The organism is Stutzerimonas stutzeri (assembly GCF_051028275.1).
GTDB lineage: Bacteria > Pseudomonadota > Gammaproteobacteria > Pseudomonadales > Pseudomonadaceae > Stutzerimonas > Stutzerimonas stutzeri_AS.
The window spans coordinates 2,383,870-2,404,324 of record NZ_CP069269.1 but is presented as its reverse complement, the minus strand read 5'-3'; the positions used below and the strand labels follow the sequence as shown (position 1 = coordinate 2,404,324).

General features: G+C 58.8%; 16 protein-coding genes. 9 read left to right on the top strand and 7 right to left on the bottom strand.

Going from position 1 to position 20,455, the window contains the following annotated elements:
* Positions 1-11: 11 nt before the first annotated feature.
* Entirely contained in the window at positions 12-1,382 is a 1,371-nt protein-coding gene (locus tag JQR87_RS10960; RefSeq protein ID WP_407297251.1) for a substrate-binding domain-containing protein, read from the bottom strand.
* A gap of 157 nt (positions 1,383-1,539) precedes the next feature.
* Complete coding sequence (gene xthA / locus JQR87_RS10955) at positions 1,540-2,352, bottom strand: exodeoxyribonuclease III (protein ID WP_407297253.1); 813 nt, start codon at positions 2,350-2,352, stop codon at positions 1,540-1,542.
* 140 nt (positions 2,353-2,492) lie between these two features.
* Here xthA and JQR87_RS10950 point away from each other — a divergent pair, with 140 nt between their 5' ends.
* The 6 genes from JQR87_RS10950 (at position 2,493) to JQR87_RS10925 (ending at position 12,477) form a co-directional block, all read left to right on the top strand.
* Positions 2,493-3,131 (top strand): GNAT family N-acetyltransferase, encoded by a 639-nt coding sequence (locus tag JQR87_RS10950; protein ID WP_407297255.1) that lies wholly within the window; start codon positions 2,493-2,495, stop codon positions 3,129-3,131.
* 185 nt (positions 3,132-3,316) lie between these two features.
* Entirely contained in the window at positions 3,317-5,002 is a 1,686-nt protein-coding gene (locus tag JQR87_RS10945; protein WP_407297743.1) for an autotransporter assembly complex protein TamA, read from the top strand.
* Positions 4,999-8,691: a translocation/assembly module TamB domain-containing protein gene (locus JQR87_RS10940; protein ID WP_407297258.1), complete on the top strand. Its 3,693-nt coding sequence runs from the start codon at positions 4,999-5,001 to the stop codon at positions 8,689-8,691. The genes JQR87_RS10945 and JQR87_RS10940 overlap by 4 nt, the downstream gene beginning before the upstream one ends.
* A gap of 402 nt (positions 8,692-9,093) precedes the next feature.
* On the top strand, positions 9,094-10,446 hold the full coding sequence (locus tag JQR87_RS10935) for an alanine/glycine:cation symporter family protein (RefSeq protein WP_407297260.1): 1,353 nt from the start codon (positions 9,094-9,096) through the stop codon (positions 10,444-10,446).
* A 47-nt stretch (positions 10,447-10,493) separates the two neighbouring features.
* A complete protein-coding gene (gene tpx, locus JQR87_RS10930; RefSeq protein ID WP_407297262.1) occupies positions 10,494-10,994 on the top strand; it encodes a thiol peroxidase in 501 nt (166 codons plus the stop codon).
* 304 nt (positions 10,995-11,298) lie between these two features.
* Entirely contained in the window at positions 11,299-12,477 is a 1,179-nt protein-coding gene (locus JQR87_RS10925) for an NAD(P)-dependent oxidoreductase (protein WP_407297745.1), read from the top strand.
* A 147-nt stretch (positions 12,478-12,624) separates the two neighbouring features.
* Here the strand turns inward: JQR87_RS10925 and JQR87_RS10920 are convergent, their stop codons facing one another.
* The 5 genes from JQR87_RS10920 to JQR87_RS10900 form a co-directional block, all read right to left on the bottom strand.
* Entirely contained in the window at positions 12,625-13,920 is a 1,296-nt protein-coding gene (locus JQR87_RS10920; protein WP_407297264.1) for a TRAP transporter large permease, read from the bottom strand.
* On the bottom strand, positions 13,910-14,386 hold the full coding sequence (locus JQR87_RS10915; protein WP_407297266.1) for a TRAP transporter small permease: 477 nt from the start codon (positions 14,384-14,386) through the stop codon (positions 13,910-13,912). The genes JQR87_RS10920 and JQR87_RS10915 overlap by 11 nt, the downstream gene beginning before the upstream one ends.
* A 45-nt stretch (positions 14,387-14,431) precedes the next feature.
* Complete coding sequence (locus JQR87_RS10910; RefSeq protein ID WP_407297268.1) at positions 14,432-15,430, bottom strand: DctP family TRAP transporter solute-binding subunit; 999 nt, start codon at positions 15,428-15,430, stop codon at positions 14,432-14,434.
* A gap of 288 nt (positions 15,431-15,718) precedes the next feature.
* A complete protein-coding gene (locus JQR87_RS10905) occupies positions 15,719-16,123 on the bottom strand; it encodes a hypothetical protein (protein WP_407297270.1) in 405 nt (134 codons plus the stop codon).
* A 142-nt stretch (positions 16,124-16,265) separates the two neighbouring features.
* Entirely contained in the window at positions 16,266-16,664 is a 399-nt protein-coding gene (locus JQR87_RS10900; RefSeq protein ID WP_407297272.1) for a DoxX family protein, read from the bottom strand.
* A 311-nt stretch (positions 16,665-16,975) separates the two neighbouring features.
* Here JQR87_RS10900 and tig point away from each other — a divergent pair, with 311 nt between their 5' ends.
* The 3 genes from tig (at position 16,976) to clpX (ending at position 20,411) form a co-directional block, all read left to right on the top strand.
* A complete protein-coding gene (gene tig / locus JQR87_RS10895; RefSeq protein WP_407297275.1) occupies positions 16,976-18,286 on the top strand; it encodes a trigger factor in 1,311 nt (436 codons plus the stop codon).
* An 87-nt stretch (positions 18,287-18,373) separates the two neighbouring features.
* Positions 18,374-19,012 carry an ATP-dependent Clp endopeptidase proteolytic subunit ClpP gene (gene clpP, locus JQR87_RS10890; protein WP_407297277.1) on the top strand — a complete coding sequence of 213 codons (639 nt, stop codon included), beginning with the start codon at positions 18,374-18,376 and terminating at the stop codon, positions 19,010-19,012.
* A 118-nt stretch (positions 19,013-19,130) separates the two neighbouring features.
* Positions 19,131-20,411, top strand: a complete 1,281-nt coding sequence (gene clpX / locus JQR87_RS10885) for an ATP-dependent Clp protease ATP-binding subunit ClpX (RefSeq protein WP_407297278.1) — start codon at positions 19,131-19,133, stop codon at positions 20,409-20,411.
* Positions 20,412-20,455 lie beyond the last annotated feature (44 nt).

Sequence of the window (20,455 nt, the reverse complement as noted above, 5' to 3'; positions counted from 1 at the left end):
CTGCGTACTGCTCAATACACCCACACCTCCACGCGACGGTTCTTTACACGGCCGCTCTGCGTGTTCGATGCAACTGGAAGATCATCTCCTAACCCGTTGATATCTTTGACGAGTATCCCGCCCCGTGCGAGCTCTCTACGCACCGCCATGGCGCGAAGTTTGGAGAGCAAAGCGGTACGCGCTGTATCACCCCTGGGGTCGCCAAACCCCACCAGCACCGCCGCGCTCATCGTTTTGTTAGAACTCTTCAAGTACTCGATCAACCGTTCCACGTCACGCTGGGCCTTGTTGTCCAGTCGCGCGCTGCCTTCGTCGAATCTGAAGTTCACCGTCAAACGCTGCGCCTGGGTGGCGAGATTCTGGTATGCCTGCGGCATGTCGGGGGACGGAGACAGCGTAATCGCGTCGATGGATTGTCCTATGTAGCCGGACTCCGCAACGATAGCCTGGCCGGCTGCGCTGTGAACGAAACGTAGGAAGGTTCGGGTCCACTCCGACTGTTGCGCCGGGTTCGCATAGAAAAACAGCCGACGCGACAATGGATAGTCTTCGGTGGCGACCAGCGCTGTGCTTGGCAGCATGGGTTGTGAATTGCCGTCCACTATTGCCAGCGCACGGGCTTTTCCGACTGAGGCGAGGCCAACGAAGCCAATTGCGCCAGGACGGCTGCTAACGATCTGCGAGAGCTGGTCATTGGATTCATAGCGTGCTGCGTCGGCCACCAGCTTCTTGCCCTGTGCGCCAAGCACCAACTCCTTGAAGGTGTCATAGGTGCCGGACTGGTCATCCCGTGCATGTACCTCCACAGGCATATCCTTTCCGCCGAGCACATTCCAGTTGCGTATTTCACCGGAAAAAAGGCTGGCTACCTGCTCAACGCTCAGCGAAGAAACCGGATTGTCCGGGCTGACGATGATTGCCAAGCCATCGATGGCAATCACATGCTCGGCAGCTGCGCTGCGCATATCCCCGATGCCGGATAGGCTTGAATACTCGCTGTCTTTGATAGGGCGCGAAGCGGCAGCAAGATCGGAGGAACTGTTCTTTAGCCCGGCAAACCCTGTACCGGTGCCATGCGCAGCAACCAGAGCATGGTAGCTTCGGCCGGAACCATCGAATGCGCTGATGCGCTGCTCGTTTTCTTTGCCGGCCGGCGTGATTCGAATGGAGTTCAGACCCTGCGCTTCGAACATGCCTGCGATAAGCATTGGGGCAAGCTTGGCGCCAACGGTGTTGGAACCTTGAATACTCAACACCGGACCGCTAGTTGGAAGGGTTGGGACAGGGGCGCTCATCGCAAGCTGGCTGGCACAGAGGAGCCCGGCCATGATCAGGCTCAGCGCCCGTCTCCCCGTGATGCGTACGGTCGTTAGATAGGCCATGCAATGAGTCTCCCCCTCCAAAGAAGCGGGGAGATTAAGAAGGTTTCATTACCATTATGTGACTGGCGCCGAGCGTTTATTCAGGCTGAGGATCGGTTCGCATTTCGACGATACGACTGGGCTAAAGCGCGCGGTTCGTATCGGCTGGCCTCGGTTATCACCTCAACTTAATCCAGACGGGGCAATGGTCTGACGGTTTCTCCATGCTACGAATGTCATAGTCTACGCCGCAGCTGGTTACACGTTTATGCAGCCCGGCGGTGGTAAGGATTAGGTCGATGCGCAGCCCTCGACGAGGGTTGTCTTCGAAGCCGCGGCTGCGGTAGTCGAACCAGCTGAAGCGATCGACCACTTCAGGGTTGAGCGTGCGAAAGCTGTCCTGCAAACCCCAATTCTTCAGGCGTGCCAGCCACTCGCGTTCCTCCGGCAGGAAACTGCACTTGCCGGTACGCAGCCAGCGCTTGGCGTTGACCTCGCCAATACCGATGTCGCAGTCCTCGGGCGAGATATTGAAGTCACCCATCACGGCTACGGATTGCTCGGGGCTGAAACGCTCTTCGAGTAGCGCCTGAAGATCGGCATAGAACTTGGTCTTGGCGGGAAACTTGGTTGGGTGGATGCGGCTCTCGCCCTGAGGGAAATACCCGTTCATCACGGTAACAGGCTCGCCGGTGGCGTCGGCAAAACGACCCCAGATGAAGCGCTTTTGCGATTCCTCGCTGTCTCCCGGAAAGCCCTTGTGGATTTCGAGTGGCGCCTGTCGTGATAACAGCGCGACACCGTAGTGTCCTTTCTGGCCATGAAAGTGGACGTGATAACCCAGCGCTTCGATGTCGGCTTGGGGAAACTGTTCGTCAGCGACTTTGGTTTCCTGCAGGCCGATCACATCAGGCTGATGCTTTTCGATAAGTGCAGAAAGCTGGTGAGGTCTAGCGCGCAAACCATTGATATTGAAAGAAACAATCTTCATCGAAGCAGCTCCGGAAAAACCGTGATTCTACTGGCTACAGCGCTGGCGAGGCGAGTCATATGCGCAAGCGATCAAGCCTGCAATACAGCGTGGAGGTGCTAACGTGAAATAAGTCTTGCAGCTATCAGCAGAGAACCGCCATGCCGACGACCGCCGAAGTACGAATGCTCGACAGTGGTTACGCCAAGGAAACACGTTCGCTGCTTTACAACGCTTACCGACACGAACCGATGTTCGCTTACCTTTTCGAAGCGGATCGTCCCGGCTACGACCAGCGAGTGCGTGCAACCGTGCGCGAGTTGGTTAACCAGCATTTTCTGCAGGATCAGCCCGCGCTCGGTTTGATGCTCGATGATCGTCTCGTCGCTGCCGCGCTCATTGCCCCACCGCAGCGCCGGCTGGACATTACAGAGAGTTGGGCGTGGCGTATGCGGATGGTCCTCACGGCCGGCTTTCGCTGCACGAGGCGCTATCTGGACTACCACGCCGCCGTGCTGGGATGTCTACCGCCCGGTACGTTCCACGTCTTGCCGCTGATGGGTGTGCATCCGCAGTTTCAAGGGCAGCACTACGGCGAGCAGTTGCTCGAAGCCTTGCACAACTGGTGTGCGGCCGATCCCACATCCGAGGGCCTGATGATCGATACGGGCAATTCACGCTATCTGAATTTCTACGAACGACAAGGCTACGAAGATATTGGACAGGTCGCCATCGGCCCGGTGGTCGAGCATGTGTTCTTTCATCCGGCACCGGGCCAAGTGAGGGAGCGAAGCGGCTGAGCGAATTTTACGGAGCCTCGCAAGTCGTAGTGAAAGGTTGCTCAACGATGTGTCCGAATGCGCTTGTCTGATGCTGTTTTGCCGGGCAACACGTTTCGACACCTCGCCGAATCTGGGTGCACAACGTGCTAGCATCCCGTTCCATGTGTATTTGTATCCTTCGCCGTGTCGTTCCGGCAGGCTTCATGTTGTGCTGTGCCTCATCGGTATTTGCAGCAGAACTCGACGTAAACGTCGTGCCATCCAACGGTGCGCTACGTGAAAACGTCGAGAACTATATCGGTGATCTGGGTGATCGCAGCGAAGACGAGTTGTTGCGCTATAGCCGTATCGCCCAAGACCAGGCCAACAAAGCACTGCAGGCGTTGGGGTATTACCATGCCGAAATCGAATCCGAGGTCACCGGAGGCGACACCCCGCGCCTGACGCTGCGAATCAGACCCGGCGAGCCAGTGCGTCTGCGCGACATCACCGTCCGGGTAGAAGGGCCTGCCTCTCGACTCAAAGCGTTTCGCGTCCCTCGCAACACCCTGAAGAAGGGTGCCAGGCTAAACCACGGCAAGTACGAGGCTACCAAGCAGCAGATCCTTAATCAGGCCTCGCGCTATGGCTTCTTCGATGGCCGCTTCGAGCAACAGCGACTCGCTATCGACCCGTCCACCAATGCGGCCGATGTCGAGCTCGTGTTCAGCAGCGGTCCGCGTTACATGCTTGGGGACGTCCGCTTCGAAGGTGATTCACCTTTCGATCCGGACCTGCTGGCGCGTATGGTCCCGTTCGATGCCGGGACACCCTATGACTCGGAGCTCATTGCCGAGCTCAATCAGGCGATGCAATCCAGTGGCTACTTCGAAGGCGTTCGGGTCGATGCCAATCCAGTCAACGCCGAGCAGCAGCGTATTCCGGTCGCCGTACAGCTCACGACACGGGAGCCGCGCACGCTCGGGTTTGGCCTGGGCTATTCCACTGACGTCGGGCCGCGCATGCGATTCGACTTCACGCGGCATTGGGTCAACCCGCAAGGTCACAGCTACGGCATTGAGTCCGAACTCTCAGCACCACGGCAAAATGTCGGGCTGTTCTACGACGTGCCGCTCGACCCTCCGCTGACCGATAAACTGCGGTACGCCGCGGGGTATCAGTACGAGGAGCTGGGTGACAAAGATAGCCTCAGCCGTCTGCTGACAGTCGGTCCCGAGTGGCACCGCAAATTGCCCAGTGGCTGGCAACGGGTCTGGTCGCTGAAATGGCGGCACGAGCAATACGAGCTCGGCGACGACAGTGGCATCAGCACCTTGCTGATGCCGGGTGTCGGCTACACCTTTCTGCGCAGTGACAACCGCCTGGACCCGAGCCGCGGTTATCGCTTGAGCTTCGAGCTGTCAGCTGCAAAGGAGGGTCTGTTATCCGATGCGGACCTGATACATGCCACGGCTACGGTGAAAGGGCTGACGACCTTGGGTGGCCGACATCGGTTTCTGGGGCGGGTGGAAGTCGGTGGCAACTGGACTGATGAATACACCAACGTCCCGCCGTCGATGCGCTATTTCGCTGGCGGTGACCAGAGCGTTCGAGGCTATGACTACCAGAGCCTTTCGCCTACCAACTCGGACGGTGACAGGATCGGTGGGCGCTACCAATTGGCTGTCAGCGCGGAATACCAGTATTCGCTGACCGAGAAATGGCGGGTGGCGACCTTCGTTGATCAGGGCAACTCCTTCAACTCGTTGGAGCTGCCGAGCCTTAAAAGCAGCGTAGGCGTCGGGGTTCGCTGGGTCTCGCCGGTGGGCCCGATTCGCGTGGATGTGGCTCATCCGCTGGACAGCGAAGGTGGCGTTCGGTTGCATTTTTCCATGGGGCCGGAGCTTTGAGGCGTAACGCAAAAATTCTGAGCTGGGTCCTGCTGCCCCTGCTGGCCTTGCTTTTGGTAGTGCTGCTGGTGCTCGGGTTGGTACTCGGGACGAGTGCCGGAAGCCGATGGGCCTTGACTCATGTCCCTGGGCTGGTGGTCGAGCAGTTCGCCGGTCGTCTGGGCGGTCGCTGGCAGGCGGAGCGTCTGGTCTGGGAACAGGACGGCCGCCGGATCGAGGTCGCGTCGCCACGGATGAACTGGTCGCCCAGTTGCTTGTTGCGCAGAACCCTTTGCATCGAAGAACTCGCAACGGGCGATATCAACCTGCAGTTCCCGCCGGCTGCTGCGGACGACCCGGCAAGCGAGCCCTTCGATCTTCCTGACCTTGATCTACCGCTTGCGCTGCGCGTTGAGCACGTCGACATCGGTGCGGTCACCTTCAATGGCGTACAACAGCTGCAGGGCGCTGAACTGCGAGCGGACTGGGACGAGCAGGGACTGGTCATCAGGGCGTTAAAGGTGCGGCGCGAGGACGTCATGCTCGAGCTGGCGGGCCGTTTGCAAACCAACGAAGACTGGCCGCTGGCGCTAGGAGGTACCGCCGCAATCCGCTCGCCAAACCAGGAGCCTTGGGCGCTGAAGTTCGAGGTCGACGGCGAGCTGCGTGAACATCTCATGCTGGACGTGCAGAGCCAAGGTTATCTTGACGCCAAACTCAGTGGATGGGTGCGTCCACTTGAGCCGGATTTGCCAGCGAATCTGCTACTGGCCTTGGAACGCTTCAAGGCCAGCCCGGAGCTGCCGGATGCGATGCGTCTGGAGGCACTGGAGCTGACCGTCAAAGGCAATATAGAACAGGGCTATCGCCTGGAAGGTGACGGCAGCCTGCAAGGCGAGGGCGGTGCCGTGGCTATTGCACTCGACGGGTTGGTAGACGCAACACATGCTGAGATAGCAACGTTCAGCCTGGATGCCGGCGAGCAGCGGCGTCTCGAATTGAACGGTGCTGTTAGCTGGCAGGAAGGGCTTGATGCCGAGGCCCAGTTGGCCTGGCGTGATTTCCCTTGGCGCCGCCTCTATCCAGATATCGAAGAACCGCCAGTCGCTCTGCGGACTCTTGACGCGCAGATCCAATACAACGATGGAAATTATCTCGGAAACTTCAATGCTGCGCTTACGGGGCCCTCTGGCGACTTCACGCTAGTGAGCCCCGTCAGCGGCGATCTTGAAATCGTGCACCTGCCGCAGCTGGAACTACAGGCCGGGCAGGGCCAGGCCGAAGGCAGTCTTAGCGTCGGGTTCGCAGAAGGGGTCGACTGGACCACTCGGCTCGAGCTGAGCGGATTCGATCCCTCCTACTGGGTCGCCCAACTACCAGGAAAAATCGGCGGCACGCTCAGCAGCAGCGGCGCGTTGCGGGATGAGAATCTACAGGCGGAAGTTGCCCTTGACCTGGATGGTTCGCTCCGCCAACAGCCGCTCAAGCTACAGTTGCAGGCGAGCGGTGAAAACGCCACTTGGAACCTGCCTACGGTCGATTTGCGTCTGGGCGACAATCGTGTTCAAGGCAGTGGTCGCTGGGCCGAGACGCTCGAGGCGAAACTGGCACTCGACCTCTCGCGCCTAGGTCAGCTCTGGCCTGACCTGAGCGGCAGGTTGACGGGCAACCTCGATCTGGCTGGCACACCAGCCGCACCCCGAGGGGCACTGGCGCTGAGCGGCGCCGATGTTGCCTTCCAGGACAATCGAATCGAGCGTTTGCAGCTGGGCGCAAGTCTGTCCGAGGGCGAGCGTGGCCAGCTCAGTCTCGACGCAAAAGGCTTACAGGCCGGGGAGACTCACATTGGCGAGCTTCAGCTGAACGCCAGCGGCACGCAAGCGGCGCATCAGGCGAGACTAGAGTTGCAGGGTCCGCTGCTTGACCTGTCGCTGGCGTTGACCGGCGGGCTCAACGGTGGCGATTGGCGGGGCCGGTTGGTGGAAGCCGAGCTGGATGCCCAGGGACAACAATGGGCATTGCGAGATGCTGCGGCGTTGCGGCGTCTGGAAAGCGGGAGGATCACCTTCGGGGCCCACTGCTGGGTCTCAGGTCAGGCCTCGCTGTGTGCCGACGAGCAGCGCCTGCAGCCTGACCCACAGCTGCGTTACCGCCTGCGCAACTTTCCGCTTGAGTCGCTTGCCGATTACCTCCCGGACAACCTGATCTGGCAAGGCGAAGTCAATGCTGATCTGGCACTCGAGATTCCGAACGCGGGCCCAAGCGGGACCATCCGTGTCGACGCCGGCCCAGGCGTCTTGCGCATGCGCGATGGTCAGCAGTGGCTGGATTTCCCGTATCAGACCCTGTCGCTGGATAGCCAGCTGGCCCCGCAACAGGTCGACAGTCGGCTGCGCTTCGAGGGAGGCGACCTCGGTGACCTGGATGTTCGGTTGCGGGTGGATCCCCGCGGCGAGGTCAAGCCGATCTCTGGCAATTTCCAGCTGAGCAATTTTGATCTCTCGGTTATCCGACCCTTCGTGGCTCAGGTTGAGCGACTTGATGGGCAATTGAACGGCAATGGTCGGATCTCGGGCACGCTGCAGAAGCCAGAGGTCGATGGAGAGCTGAGGCTCACCGAAGGGGAGATCGCGGGTGCTGAGCTGCCGGTCAGCTTCGAGCAACTGCAGATCACAGCCCTCATTGATGGCGAGCGGGTTCGGCTCGATGGAGACTGGCGCAGCGGCGAGCAGGGCCGAGGGCAGATCGCAGGTACCCTCGATTGGGAACAGGCACTTGATCTCGATCTACGCATCAGCGGCAGTCAGCTGCCCGTCATCGTCGAGCCCTATGCCGAACTCGAAATTGCGCCCGATCTACGCATCCAGTTGGCTGATGAGCAACTGGCGGTAAGCGGGAACCTGCGCGTGCCACGCGGTGAAATCACCGTCCGTGAGCTGCCACCCTCGACCGTCAGGGTATCCGAGGACGCCGTCATCGTCGGCGCTGAAGCGGAAGAGACGAAGCCACCCTTGGCGATTCGTATGGACGTGAATGTTGAAGTCGGGCAGGACAGACTTCGCTTCTCAGGCTTCGGCCTTACTGCTGATCTGGCCGGTTACCTGCACATAGGCGACGATTTCGATGCGCGCGGCGAGCTTAATCTAAACAAGGGTCGTTACCGCGCCTACGGCCAACGTCTTACGATCCGCCGCGCCAGGTTGTTATTCACGGGTGTACTGTCGCAGCCCTACCTGGACATCGAAGCCATTCGACGCATCGAAGAAGACAACGTGATTGCCGGCCTGCGTATAACCGGCAGCGCCGAACAGCCGCGAGTTGACGTTTTCTCCGAGCCCGCCATGAGCCAGGAGCAGGCGTTGTCTTACCTCGTGCTTGGCCGGCCGCTCGGCGCCGATACTGGCGACAGCAATCTCCTGGCCCAGGCGGCGCTTGGACTTGGGCTGGCCGGTAGCGCTTCGATCACCGGTAACGTCGCGCAACGCCTGGGTATCGAAGACTTCCAGCTGGACACCGAGGGTAGCGGAGCGGATACCAGCGTAGTAGCCAGCGGGCGGCTTACGGATCGGCTAACGCTACGTTATGGCGTTGGAGTGTTCGAGCCTGCCAGTACGGTTGCATTGCGCTATCAACTGACCAAACGGATATTCCTCGAAGCGGCCAGTGGGCTCGCCAGTTCATTGGACGTCTTTTACAGGCGCGATTTCTGACCGTTCAACCTAAGTATTGCCGCGGATCGACTGGCATTGGTGCAGGCTTGGGCTACGCTGAAACGCTTCCGTATGCGGCAACCTGTCGGTGGTTCTCAGACTGACCAATTGGTCGCCCGCCCGCGCCACTCGCGTGTTGCAGATCCCCTGCGAAGGGTGTGACGCCAAGTGGTGAAGGTGGTGGTAGGATCGCTCGGTCGCTCCTTGCATGGCGGCTGATGCGAGGCTCTAGCACGAGTCTTGCAGGTTGTCGGTAGTGCTCCGGACAGTGAAGTGGGGGCTCTATCGGGTCGTTTGGGCAGGCATAGGGAACTGGCGCGCAGGGCGCGACGGTTCCTGACGCTGTGCCGGCTCGGCCCGCCCGGGCAAGGATGTCTAACATAATGAATAAGGGTGCCTTGAATGGAATTCCTGCAAAACCTGGTTAATAGCGTTAACGGTCTCGTCTGGGGGCCGCCCATGCTGGTGCTGATTCTTGGTACCGGCTTTTTTCTCATGGTCATGCTCAAGTTCATGCCGCTGGTGCGTATCGGCACTGGTTTCGCACTGATCTGGCGCGGACGCACCAAAGGCGACGATGACACAGGGGAGATCAGCCCATTCCAAGCGCTGATGACTTGCCTGGCTGCAACGGTAGGTACCGGTAACATCGCCGGCGTCGCGACGGCAATTTTTCTGGGTGGCCCCGGCGCGCTGTTCTGGATGTGGTGTACGGCCCTGGTGGGGATGGCGACGAAGTACTGCGAGGTGGTACTCGCCGTTCATTACCGGGAGAAAGATGACCGAGGCGAGCACGTTGGTGGACCGATGTACGCCATCAAGAACGGGCTGGGCAAGCGCTGGTTATGGCTGGGTGGCGCGTTTGCCATCTTCGGTGGCTTCGCCGGTTTCGGTATCGGCAACATGGTCCAGGTAAACAGCATGGCCCTGGCTCTGCAATCGACCTTCTCGGTGCCGCTGTGGGTGACAGGCCTTGGGACAATGCTCTTGGTCGGGCTGGTGATTCTCGGCGGAATCAAGCGTATCGGCGCTGTCGCTGCGGCACTGGTCCCGTTCATGTGCGTCGCCTACATCATTGCCGGTATCGTGGTATTGGTGGTTCATGCCGCAGAAATTCCAGCAGCGTTCGATCTGATCTTCACCCATGCGTTCTCACCGATCGCGGCGACGGGCGGCTTCGCCGGTGCCGCGGTGATGGCGGCCATTCGCTTCGGTGTCGCGCGAGGTATCTTCTCGAACGAAGCGGGGCTCGGCACTGCCGGTATCGCACAGGCCGCCGGTACCACTCAGAGTTCGGTGCGCTCAGGCCTGATCGGCATGATGGGGACCTTTATCGACACCATCATCATCTGCTCGATTACGGGACTGGCAATCATCTGCTCGGGCGTCTGGACGGGTGGCGAAAGTGGGGCGGCCCTGTCTGCGGCGGCGTTCGAGTCGGCTATGCCTGGCGTGGGAGCGGCGCTGCTGACGGTCGCGCTGGTGGTGTTCGCATTCACCACTATTCTCGGCTGGAGCTACTTCGGCGAAAAATGCTGGGAGTTCTTGGTCGGCACGAAGTCTATCTGGCCGTTCCGCGTAATCTGGGTTATCGCCGTGCCGTTCGGCGCCATCGCTCAGCTTGATTTCGCTTGGCTGCTGGCGGATACGCTGAACGGTCTGATGGCGATTCCCAACTTGGTTGCGCTGCTGCTATTGAGTCCTGTGGTAGTGAAGCTGACCAAGGAATACTTCGCTCGTAACCACGCTGCGTGATAACCGGGCTGCGACTGTCTCGCAGCCCACGACTGAGAGGAATTCACATGACCGAAGTCACCCTTAAAGGCAACCCGATCCAGGTTGCCGGCGAGTTTCCGCAGACTGGCCAGAAGGCCAAGCCGTTCTCCCTTGTTGGAGGTGATCTGTCGGATGTCACGCTCAGCAGCTATGCGGGCAAACGCAAGGTGCTGAATATCTTCCCCAGCATCGATACGCCAACATGCGCGACCTCGGTACGTAAGTTCAATGCCCAGGCCAACGAGCTAGCCGACACCGTGGTGCTGTGCATCTCTGCTGACCTGCCTTTCGCACAGAAGCGCTTTTGCGGCGCCGAGGGTCTGGAGCACGTGGTCAATCTGTCGACCATGCGTGGACGGGAGTTCTTGGAGGACTACGGTGTGCTGATCGCCAGTGGACCGCTTGCCGGGGTTTCTGCCCGCGCGGTTGTTGTGCTGGACGAACAGGACCAGGTCGTTCATAGCGAGCTGGTGTCTGAAATCGGCAACGAGCCGAACTATGAAGCGGCCATCGCAGCCCTTAGCTGAACCCGACAATAGTGGGGCTGTGCAACGCCGCCCCCTTCGCGCCAAAATTTATGGCGACAACAGTTCGCACGGCTTCCCCTTGCGAACTGCGGTTAATCAATTGGATCAAATGCGGTAATGACGCTTAGCTAACGTATCAGAACCCCGTTGACGCAACCGTGCCAGCCGATAGCGACCGGTCTGATTTGGATTTCGTGTAAATCTTTCTAGGCCGCTGCGGTCAGAGCATTCGTTGCCCATCTGAATGGATTCGCCTATGTCTAGCACGCAAGTAAAAAAGAAGATCGGTGTATCAGGCACAGGGATGATTGCTCATTGCTTCATTCGACTGATCAGCCAGCATTATCACGATCTCGAAGTTTCGCGCGTCCTGACTCGCCGCCCTCTCAACTCCTTTAACGATTTTCCGCTGCCCGAGCGGCTTACCAACTCAGTCGATCGTTTGATCGACGAAGCTGACTTGATCGTTGAGTGCAGCGGTGATGTATTTCATGGTACGGAGGTCATAGAGCGCGCGTTCGAGGCAGGCTTGCCGGTTGTGACAATCAATGCCGAGCTACAGGTCACTACGGGTTCGTATCTGGCTGGAAAAGGCTTTATTACCGAGGCTGAGGGCGACCAGCCAGGCTCGCTGGCAGCGCTGCATGAAGAAGCCTTGATGATGGGTTTCAAGCCTCTGGTCTACGGCAACATGAAGGGCTATCTCAACCACGATCCCTCGATTGACGACATGAGGTACTGGGCAAAGCGCCAAGGCATAAGCGTAGACCAGACCACTTCGTTTACTGACGGCACCAAGGTGCAGATCGAGCAGGCGATTGTCGGCAACGGGCTGGGCGCAACGATTACCAAGCAGGGGCTTGAAGGTCTGGCTTCGACCAACCTGACTGAATCGGGCAACCTTCTAGGGATGATGGCCGAAAGGCTTGGAAAGCCCTTCGTCGATTATGTGATTCCTTCCGGTTACCCAGCCGGTGGTGTTTTTCTGGTCTGTCGTCATGATGACGACCAGCGGGCTGCAATTGAGTACTTCAAACTGGGCCCTGGGCCGTACTACACGCTGGTTCGTCCTTTCCACCTCTGTTCGCTGGAAGTGGGCAAGACTGTGCGCCGGGTACTAGCTGGTGGTGATGTGCTTCTGAATAACTCCACCACACCGACCCTGGGGGTGGGGGCAATTGCCAAACGAGCCATGCGCGCGGGTGAGCTGATCGAAAGAGGAATCGGTGGTTTTCAGTTCCGAGGCGAGGCGCTGAAGCTTGAGAACCATCCAGATCATGTTCCGATTGGCCTGTTGCGTAAGACCGCGCTCAAGCGCGCGGTCGAACCGGGTCAGCTAATTACCTTCGATGACATCGACATCCTGCCCAGTCGTGCGCTGGATATCGTAATGCAGCAGCGAGCGGAACGCGCGCTCCAGGCCTCACAGCAGCTGTCGGCGAACCAGAACCGCGCCGCCGAGCTCGCTGTACTTGGGAGTTGATCCTCGGGGTGTTGAACACAGTCCAGTGGTGGCTTGGCACTGGTAACCTTGATTTCGCTTGCAGTAGAGCGATTCCAGTGACCGAAAACGCTCTTCCTCGCAGAGCGTTTCGTTATAGCCGGGGCGGTAGGCGTGAGGTCGATACAGCTACACGGCGTATCCCAGCGTCCGTGGTAGCCAAAGCGCAATTTCGGGAAAGAGCGCGACCAGGGCCAGTGCGCTACCCATCACTACTACAAACAGCAAGGCCCAACCAACGGTCTGCTCCAGGCGAATCTTGGCCACCTCGGTAGTCACCATCAGGTTGATCGCCACGGGCGGGGTGAACTGGCCAATGGCGATGTTCATCGCCAGCAAAATGCCAAACCAGACTGGGTTCCAGCCGAAGTGCTGCATCACTGGAATCAGAATCGGCATCAGGATCAGATAGATCGAAATCGCGTCGAGCAGCATGCCTGCCAGCAGCACCGCAATCATTACCAAAATCAGCAGCACGGCGCCGTTATCCGAAAGCGAAATCAGCCATTCGGCAAGATGACGGAAGGTGCCGAGCATGGTGCCGGCCCAGGCGAAGATTCCGGCCAGGGCGATGATCAGCATTACTACCCCCGAGACGATGGCCGCCTCGCCGCAGAGTCGCCAGAGGTTGCGCCAGTCCAGCTCGCGCGTCACAAACAATCCGACCAGAACACCGTAAGCGACACCTACAACCGCCGCTTCAGTCGGCGTGAACAGGCCACTACGAAGGCCGCCGAGGATCAGCACTGGTGCGAACAAAGCCGGCAGCGCCTGGCGAAAGCTCTCGCCCAGCGGGGGGCGCTCGGCGCCCTCAGGGTTTTCCCACCCATGCCGGCGGGCCAAAAGCCAGGCCGGCAACAACAGGACCAGACCAGCGATAATCCCTGGGAACAGTCCCGCGGCGAACAACGCTCTCAAATCAACGCCGGGCACCACGATGGAGTAGAGGATCAGCGCGATAGACGGCGGAATCAGGATCGCCGTGGACGCCGAAGCAGCGATCAGCGTTGCGGAGAATGGTTTGGGATAACCGGCGCGAGTCATGCTCGGTAACATGACCATCGCCACTGCGGCAGCATCAGCTGGGCCGGAGCCGCTCATCCCGCCCATGATCAAACAAACAAAGATGGCCACCATGGCGAGGCCACCGTGACGTGGGCCGATCAAGGCCTGAGCAAAACGCACCAGGCGTAGCGCGACGCCGGCTTTCTCGAATACGAGGCCGGTGAGAATGAACAGCGGAATCGCGATCAGCGGGTACTTGGCGACGCCGTTGTAGGTATTGGTGCCAAGCGTGGCGAGCATGTCCGGCGAAAGCCCCGCAATGATGCCGATTGCACCGGACAGCGCGAGAGAAAACGCGACCGGTACACCGAGCAACAACAGCAGCAGAAAGCTGGCCAGCATCCACAGATCAGGGCTCATCAGCGAGCCTCCCGCGCAGGCGGTCCAGCGTCATCTGGCTGAGACGTACAATCGTCAGCAAGGCGAGCAGCGGTAGCCAAACCACGTACCACCAGTTTGGAAGGCCAAGTCCAGGTGATTCTGATTCCCACTGGTATTCCTCCAGTGCGAACAGCCCTCCATGCCAAACCACCAGGCCAAGCACCAGCATGCTGGCCAGCCACTGCAGCAGGATTAGCGGGACGCGCAGACGAGGAAATAGCCGTTCCATGATGCCGATCCGAATATGCCGGTTGCTGCGCATGGCCACCGACGCACCTGCGAAGGTAAGGATGACCAGGAGAAAAACGGAAATTTCTTCAGTGAATGCGAAAGAAGCATCGGTGAAATAGCGCACCACAACGTTGGCTAAGCTGATCAAGCCGATGATCACCAGCGCCAGCGTAGCCAGCACGCGTTCAAGGCGCGCGTCCTGTCGATTGTTCATGATTTTCCTCGAGTCCCGGCGGCGGGACACCGCCGGGTAGAACGGTTACTGCCCTGTAACAGCTGAGCGGGCGGCTTCGATCAGGTCGGCTCCGATTTTTGGCGTCCACTTTTCATGCACGCTGCGGGTTGCCTCGACGAAAGCCCGATGCTCTGCGTCACTCAGCTCAGTGACCTCAACGCCACGAGCGCGAATGTCCTCGAGGCGCTTGGCTTCGCTGTTGCGCGACAGCTCGATTTCCCACTTGCCGGCGTCAATGGCCGCCTGGCGCAGCAGCTCGCGGTCGGCTTCCGCCAGCCCTTTCCAGACCCGCTGGTTGACCGCGAAAATCAGCGGGTCAGCCATGTAGTGCCAAAGCGTCAGATACTTCTGCCCAACCTGATCGACACGCGCAACGTCGAACACCGACAGCGGGTTCTCCTGGCCGTCGACGGCGCCTGTGGTTAGCGCCGGTTTGGCATCGGCCCAGCTCATTTGGGTTGGGTTTGCACCCAGGGCTGTGAAAGTGTCCTGAAAGAGCGGCGACCCGACTACACGAATCTTCAGGCCGGCAAGGTCTTTGGGGGTCTTCACAGGCTTGACTGAATTGGAGATTTCGCGAAATCCGTTTTCACCCCACGCAAGGGGAACGATCCCGCGCTTTTCGATTGCTGCAAAGGCCATCTCCCCGGCCTCGCCTTGGGTGATGGCATCGAGGTCCGCGCTGTCGGCCATCAAAAAGGGCAGGGAGAACAGATTGAGCTCCGTAACTTGCGGCGACCAGTTGATGGTCGAGCCTACGGCCATATCGATCAGACCTGAGCGCATGGCGGAGAATTCTTTGGTCTGGTCGCCAGCGACCAGTTGCGCGTTTGGATACACACGCAACGTGATCTCACCGTTTGAGCGCTCCTTGACGAGGTCAGCCCATTTCTGGGCGGCCTGGCCCCAGGGGAACGCATCGGACAGCACGGTGGAAACGGAGTACTCACGGGCTGAAACGGTAAACGTGGCGCAAATTGCCACAGCGGCAGTGAACGCAGTCAAGCAGCGGGGAAATGTCATGGAGGCGTCCTTGTTCGGATCTGTCTTCTGGTTGTTATTGGCGAACGGCCTGGCGCTTGTCAGCAGCGTTAGGCTCGAAGATGGCTGTTGCCATCAAGACGCGCGGATAGCGCGAAGACGCGGGAAGCTGCGAAGGTAGGTGCAGCGAGACTCGCAAGGCGTCAGAAGGGCCGCTAGCCTTTTGGGTGAACGGCCTGCCAGCGTTATTCGACTGGTTGGGCAACTATCGCAGATGGCAGCGGCAAGCGCCATTGCCAGGCGCGTCGTCTTTGGTAGGAGCGCGCTGAATCAGGCGTCGCGCAGCAGGTCGTGCGCGTTCAGCAGGCCGAACGCGATCTCTGGGCGCCTTTCCAGACCGCGGCGGATGGCTGCTGGAATAGATTGGCGGGTTTTCCGGCACAAGCCTGGCAAATCGGCAATGTCGATGCGGATCCCGCGCATGCTGCGGACTTCATTGAGGCCCGGCTCGATATGCACGCGAATCCCCAGTTGTTCGTACATGCGTTGCTGCATACGCTCAAGATCGGCCAGATCTTCGATGTGCTCCAGTCTCGCCAGGAGGCGATTTTCCTCCTGGCGGGTCAGGCGCAAGATGCGAAGTTCATTTAGGTTGGGCGTATCGAGCATGTGCTCACGACCGCATATGCAAGCAGCAGGAGGGCAGGGTTGACGTATCGGCACGGAAGCGGTCATGGCTCAAAACATACAGGCGGTCACAAGGCAGGTGTCAAAGCGCATAACACCTGGCACAGAGCGGGTTCAATCGGTAAATCCATCGCGGTCCCAGCACCTCGCGCGGCCGAGGTCACCCGCGGCCGCTTCTACATACCGTCTATTAGTTGTAGCGGCCACGGGCCCCGCCCACGCTGAACCTGCCAGCACCGAGCAGTCCAACCGAAATCGATGCAAACAGAAACATGCCCTGTAGCTCAAGAGCCCAGCCGCCCATTTGCCCGAGTGAAAAAAGCTCAGGCATATGCGCTAGAGCAACCGCGACAAGCATATTGACGGCAATGAGCATCGCGCCAATCCTGGTGAACAGGCCAAGAATCACAAGAACGGGGCCAATTACCTCACCGATGTATACGCCGTAGGCCAGAATCCCTGGCAGTCCATGATTACCTAGCATGCCGACAATCCCGCCGACGCCGTTTTGTAGCTTGAAAATGCCATGCATGAGGATCAGCACGCCTACCGAAACCCTCAGCACCAATTTTCCCAAATCGTCGGTCATCGCTCGTCTCGTCCTTCAATGCCCTGGTTTGGCCGCAGCGTTGCTAGAAACATAGACCACTCGGATGTTGGCTGCATAGGTAAGTTCCACTCTACAAGCGCCTGGTAGTGGGTCGTGTCGAGTGGGCACGGCAAATTCACGACTTGGGGGAGTGATACGCCTGCGCAACGTCGGCAGCGGTGTGCGGCGCTGCCTCTTGCCGTTTGATTACGCCGGCAGACGCAGGGTGACTTCTACGGTACGAGCCACTAGAATGCTTGCCCATTCTGGGGCCGGAACGCCGGCTTATGTCTGTGCAACGAGGAAGATCCATGCAAGTTTCTGTTGAAAGCACCTCCGCTCTAGAGCGCCGCATGACCATTGGCGTGCCGGTCGAGCGCATCGAGACCGAAGTCAACAAGCGTCTGCAGCAGACCGCCAGCCGTGCAAAAATCCCAGGCTTCCGTCCCGGCAAGGTGCCGATGAGCGTGATTCGCCAGCGCTACGAAGCGGCTGCGCGCCAGGAAGCGTTAAGTGACCTGATCCAGGCTACGTTCTATGAAGCTGTTGTTGCGGAGAAGCTGAATCCGGCTGGCGCTCCAGCGGTCGAGCCTAAAGTGTTCGAGAAAGGCAAGGACCTGGAGTACGTCGCAACTTTTGAAGTGTTCCCTGAGTTCAAGGTTGCTGGCCTCGAAGGCATCGAAGTAGAGCGTCTATCGGCCGAAGTTGCTGATTCGGACGTAGATAACATGCTGGAAATCCTGCGCAAGCAGAACACCCGCTTTGAAAAAGCTGATCGCGCTGCTGAAGACGGCGACCAGCTGAACATCGATTTCGTGGGCAAGATCGACGGCGAGGCGTTCGCTGGCGGATCAGCGAAAGGCACTCAGCTCGTACTGGGCTCCGGTCGCATGATTCCGGGTTTCGAGTCCGAACTGGTTGGCGTAAAGGCGGGTGACGAGAAGGTCATCACTCCAACGTTCCCCGAGGACTACCAGAACCTTGATCTGGCTGGAAAGACGGCCGAGTTCACCGTTACTGTCAACAGCGTTGAAGCTCCTCAGCTGCCCGAGCTGAACGATGAGTTCTTCGCTCAGTTTGGCGTGCAGGAAGGCGGCCTCGAAGGCTTCCGTGCCGAAGTCAAAAAGAATATGGAGCGTGAGCTCCGCCAGGCCATCAAGACCAAGGTCAAGAATCAGGTCATGGAAGGTCTGGTGAGCGCTAACCCGATCGAAGCGCCCAAGGCACTGATCGACAACGAAGTGAACCGTCTGCGCGTTCAGGCTGTTCAGCAGTTTGGCGGAAATATCAAGCCTGACCAGCTGCCTGCTGAGCTGTTCGAAGAGCAGGCCAAGCGCCGTGTCGTGTTGGGTTTGATCGTTGCCGAAGTGGTCAAGCAGTACGAGCTGAAGCCAGATGACGCTCGCGTCCGTGAGTTGATTGAGGAGATGGCTTCGGCCTATCAGGAGCCGGAGCAGGTGGTGTCCTGGTACTACAAGAACGACGAGCAGTTGAACGAAGTCCGTTCGGTTGTGCTCGAAGAACAAGTTGTGGATACTGTCCTGCAGCAGGCAAAAGTGACCGACAAATCGGTCTCCTACGAAGAAGCAGTGAAGCCTGCGGAAGCCCCGCAAGCAGCCTGAGTTCCTTCAACCGTTTAATGCACATACATAAGCCAGCCTCGAGCTGGCTTATGTCTTTGCGGCGTACCATAGGGAGTATCGTTGGACATGTCCGGCAATCCGTTTATGCAAGCACCAGACATTCAGGCCGCTGGCGGCCTCGTGCCGATGGTCATCGAGCAGTCAGCTCGTGGCGAGCGGGCGTATGACATCTATTCCCGTCTCCTGAAGGAGCGGGTGATCTTTATGGTTGGCCAGGTTGAAGACTACATGGCCAATCTGATCGTCGCGCAAATGCTGTTCCTCGAAGCGGAAAACCCTGAGAAGGACATCCATCTGTACATCAACTCCCCAGGTGGGTCGGTGACCGCTGGTATGGCTATCTACGACACCATGCAGTTCATCAAGGCGGACGTCTCTACCACCTGTATTGGTCAAGCTTGCAGCATGGGCGCGTTCTTGCTTGCTGGCGGAGCGAAAGGTAAGCGTTTCTGCCTTCCTAATGCGCGGGTTATGATCCACCAGCCGCTTGGCGGCTTTCAGGGGCAGGCGTCCGACATCGATATTCATGCCCGCGAGATCCTGTACATCCGCGAGCGCCTGAATCAGCTGTTGGCCCACCATACGGGTCAGGATCTGGAAACGATTGAGCGCGACACCAATCGTGACTACTTCATGAGTGCTACCCGAGCGCTCGAATATGGGGTTGTCGATGCGGTTCACGAAAAGCGCCAGCTGCCGGTCTAACGTTGCTCTAGGAGGGCGTAGTTAGCGGGCATCCGTCATGTGCGCTTTGCGCGCCCTTGAAAATGCCTGCATTTGCCTTCATCTTGTATTACAAGCCTTCCCCGATTGGATCGATCGAATGACTGACACCCGCAACGGCGAGGATTCCGGCAAGCTGCTCTATTGCTCTTTCTGCGGCAAAAGCCAGCATGAAGTACGCAAATTGATTGCCGGTCCCTCGGTTTTTATCTGCGACGAGTGCGTCGACCTGTGCAATGACATCATCCGTGAGGAGGTGCAAGAAGCACAGGCAGAAAGCACATCGCAAAAGCTGCCTGCCCCTAAGGAGATCAGCGGCATCCTCGATCAGTACGTGATTGGTCAGGAACGCGCCAAGAAAATTCTGGCTGTGGCTGTGTACAACCACTACAAGCGGCTCAATCAGCGCGACAAGAAGGAAGAAGTCGAGCTGGGCAAGAGCAACATATTGCTCATCGGGCCGACCGGTTCGGGCAAGACGTTGCTAGCCGAGACGCTTGCGCGTTTATTGAACGTACCGTTCACCATCGCTGACGCGACTACACTGACCGAAGCGGGTTATGTAGGCGAGGATGTGGAAAATATCATCCAAAAGCTGCTGCAGAAATGCGACTACGACGTGGAAAAGGCCCAGATGGGCATCGTCTACATCGACGAGATTGACAAGATTTCGCGCAAATCCGACAACCCGTCCATCACACGTGACGTGTCGGGCGAGGGTGTACAGCAAGCTTTGCTGAAGCTTATCGAGGGCACCGTCGCCTCGGTACCCCCGCAAGGTGGCCGTAAGCATCCGCAGCAGGAATTCTTGCAGGTTGATACACGTAACATTCTGTTTATTTGTGGCGGCGCCTTCGCAGGCTTGGAAAAAGTCATCCAAGGGCGTTCGGCAAAGGGTGGAATTGGTTTCAATGCAGAAGTCCGCAGCATGGACCCAGGCAAGAAGATAGGCGAATCGTTGCGCTCTGTTGAGCCGGACGACTTGGTCAAATTCGGTTTGATCCCTGAATTCGTAGGCCGTCTGCCAGTAATCGCCACGCTCGACGAACTTGACGAAGCTGCGCTTATTCAGATTCTTACCGAGCCCAAAAATGCGCTTACCAAGCAATACAGCAAGCTGTTCGAGATGGAAGGTGTCGATCTAGAGTTCCGGACCGACGCGTTGAAAGCTGTCGCTACACGTGCGCTGGAGCGCAAGACGGGCGCGCGGGGTCTGCGTTCGATCCTCGAAGGTGTGTTGTTGGATACCATGTACGAGATTCCTTCCCAGAAGGATGTCAGCAAGGTAGTCATTGACGAGAGCGTTATTGAAGGCACCTCTCAGCCGCTGCTGATCTACGAGAACAGCGAGCCGCCTGCGAAGGCTGCGCCTGACGCGTGATAGAACAGGGGCCCTCCGGGCCCCTTTGCTTTTGTAAGGCATCC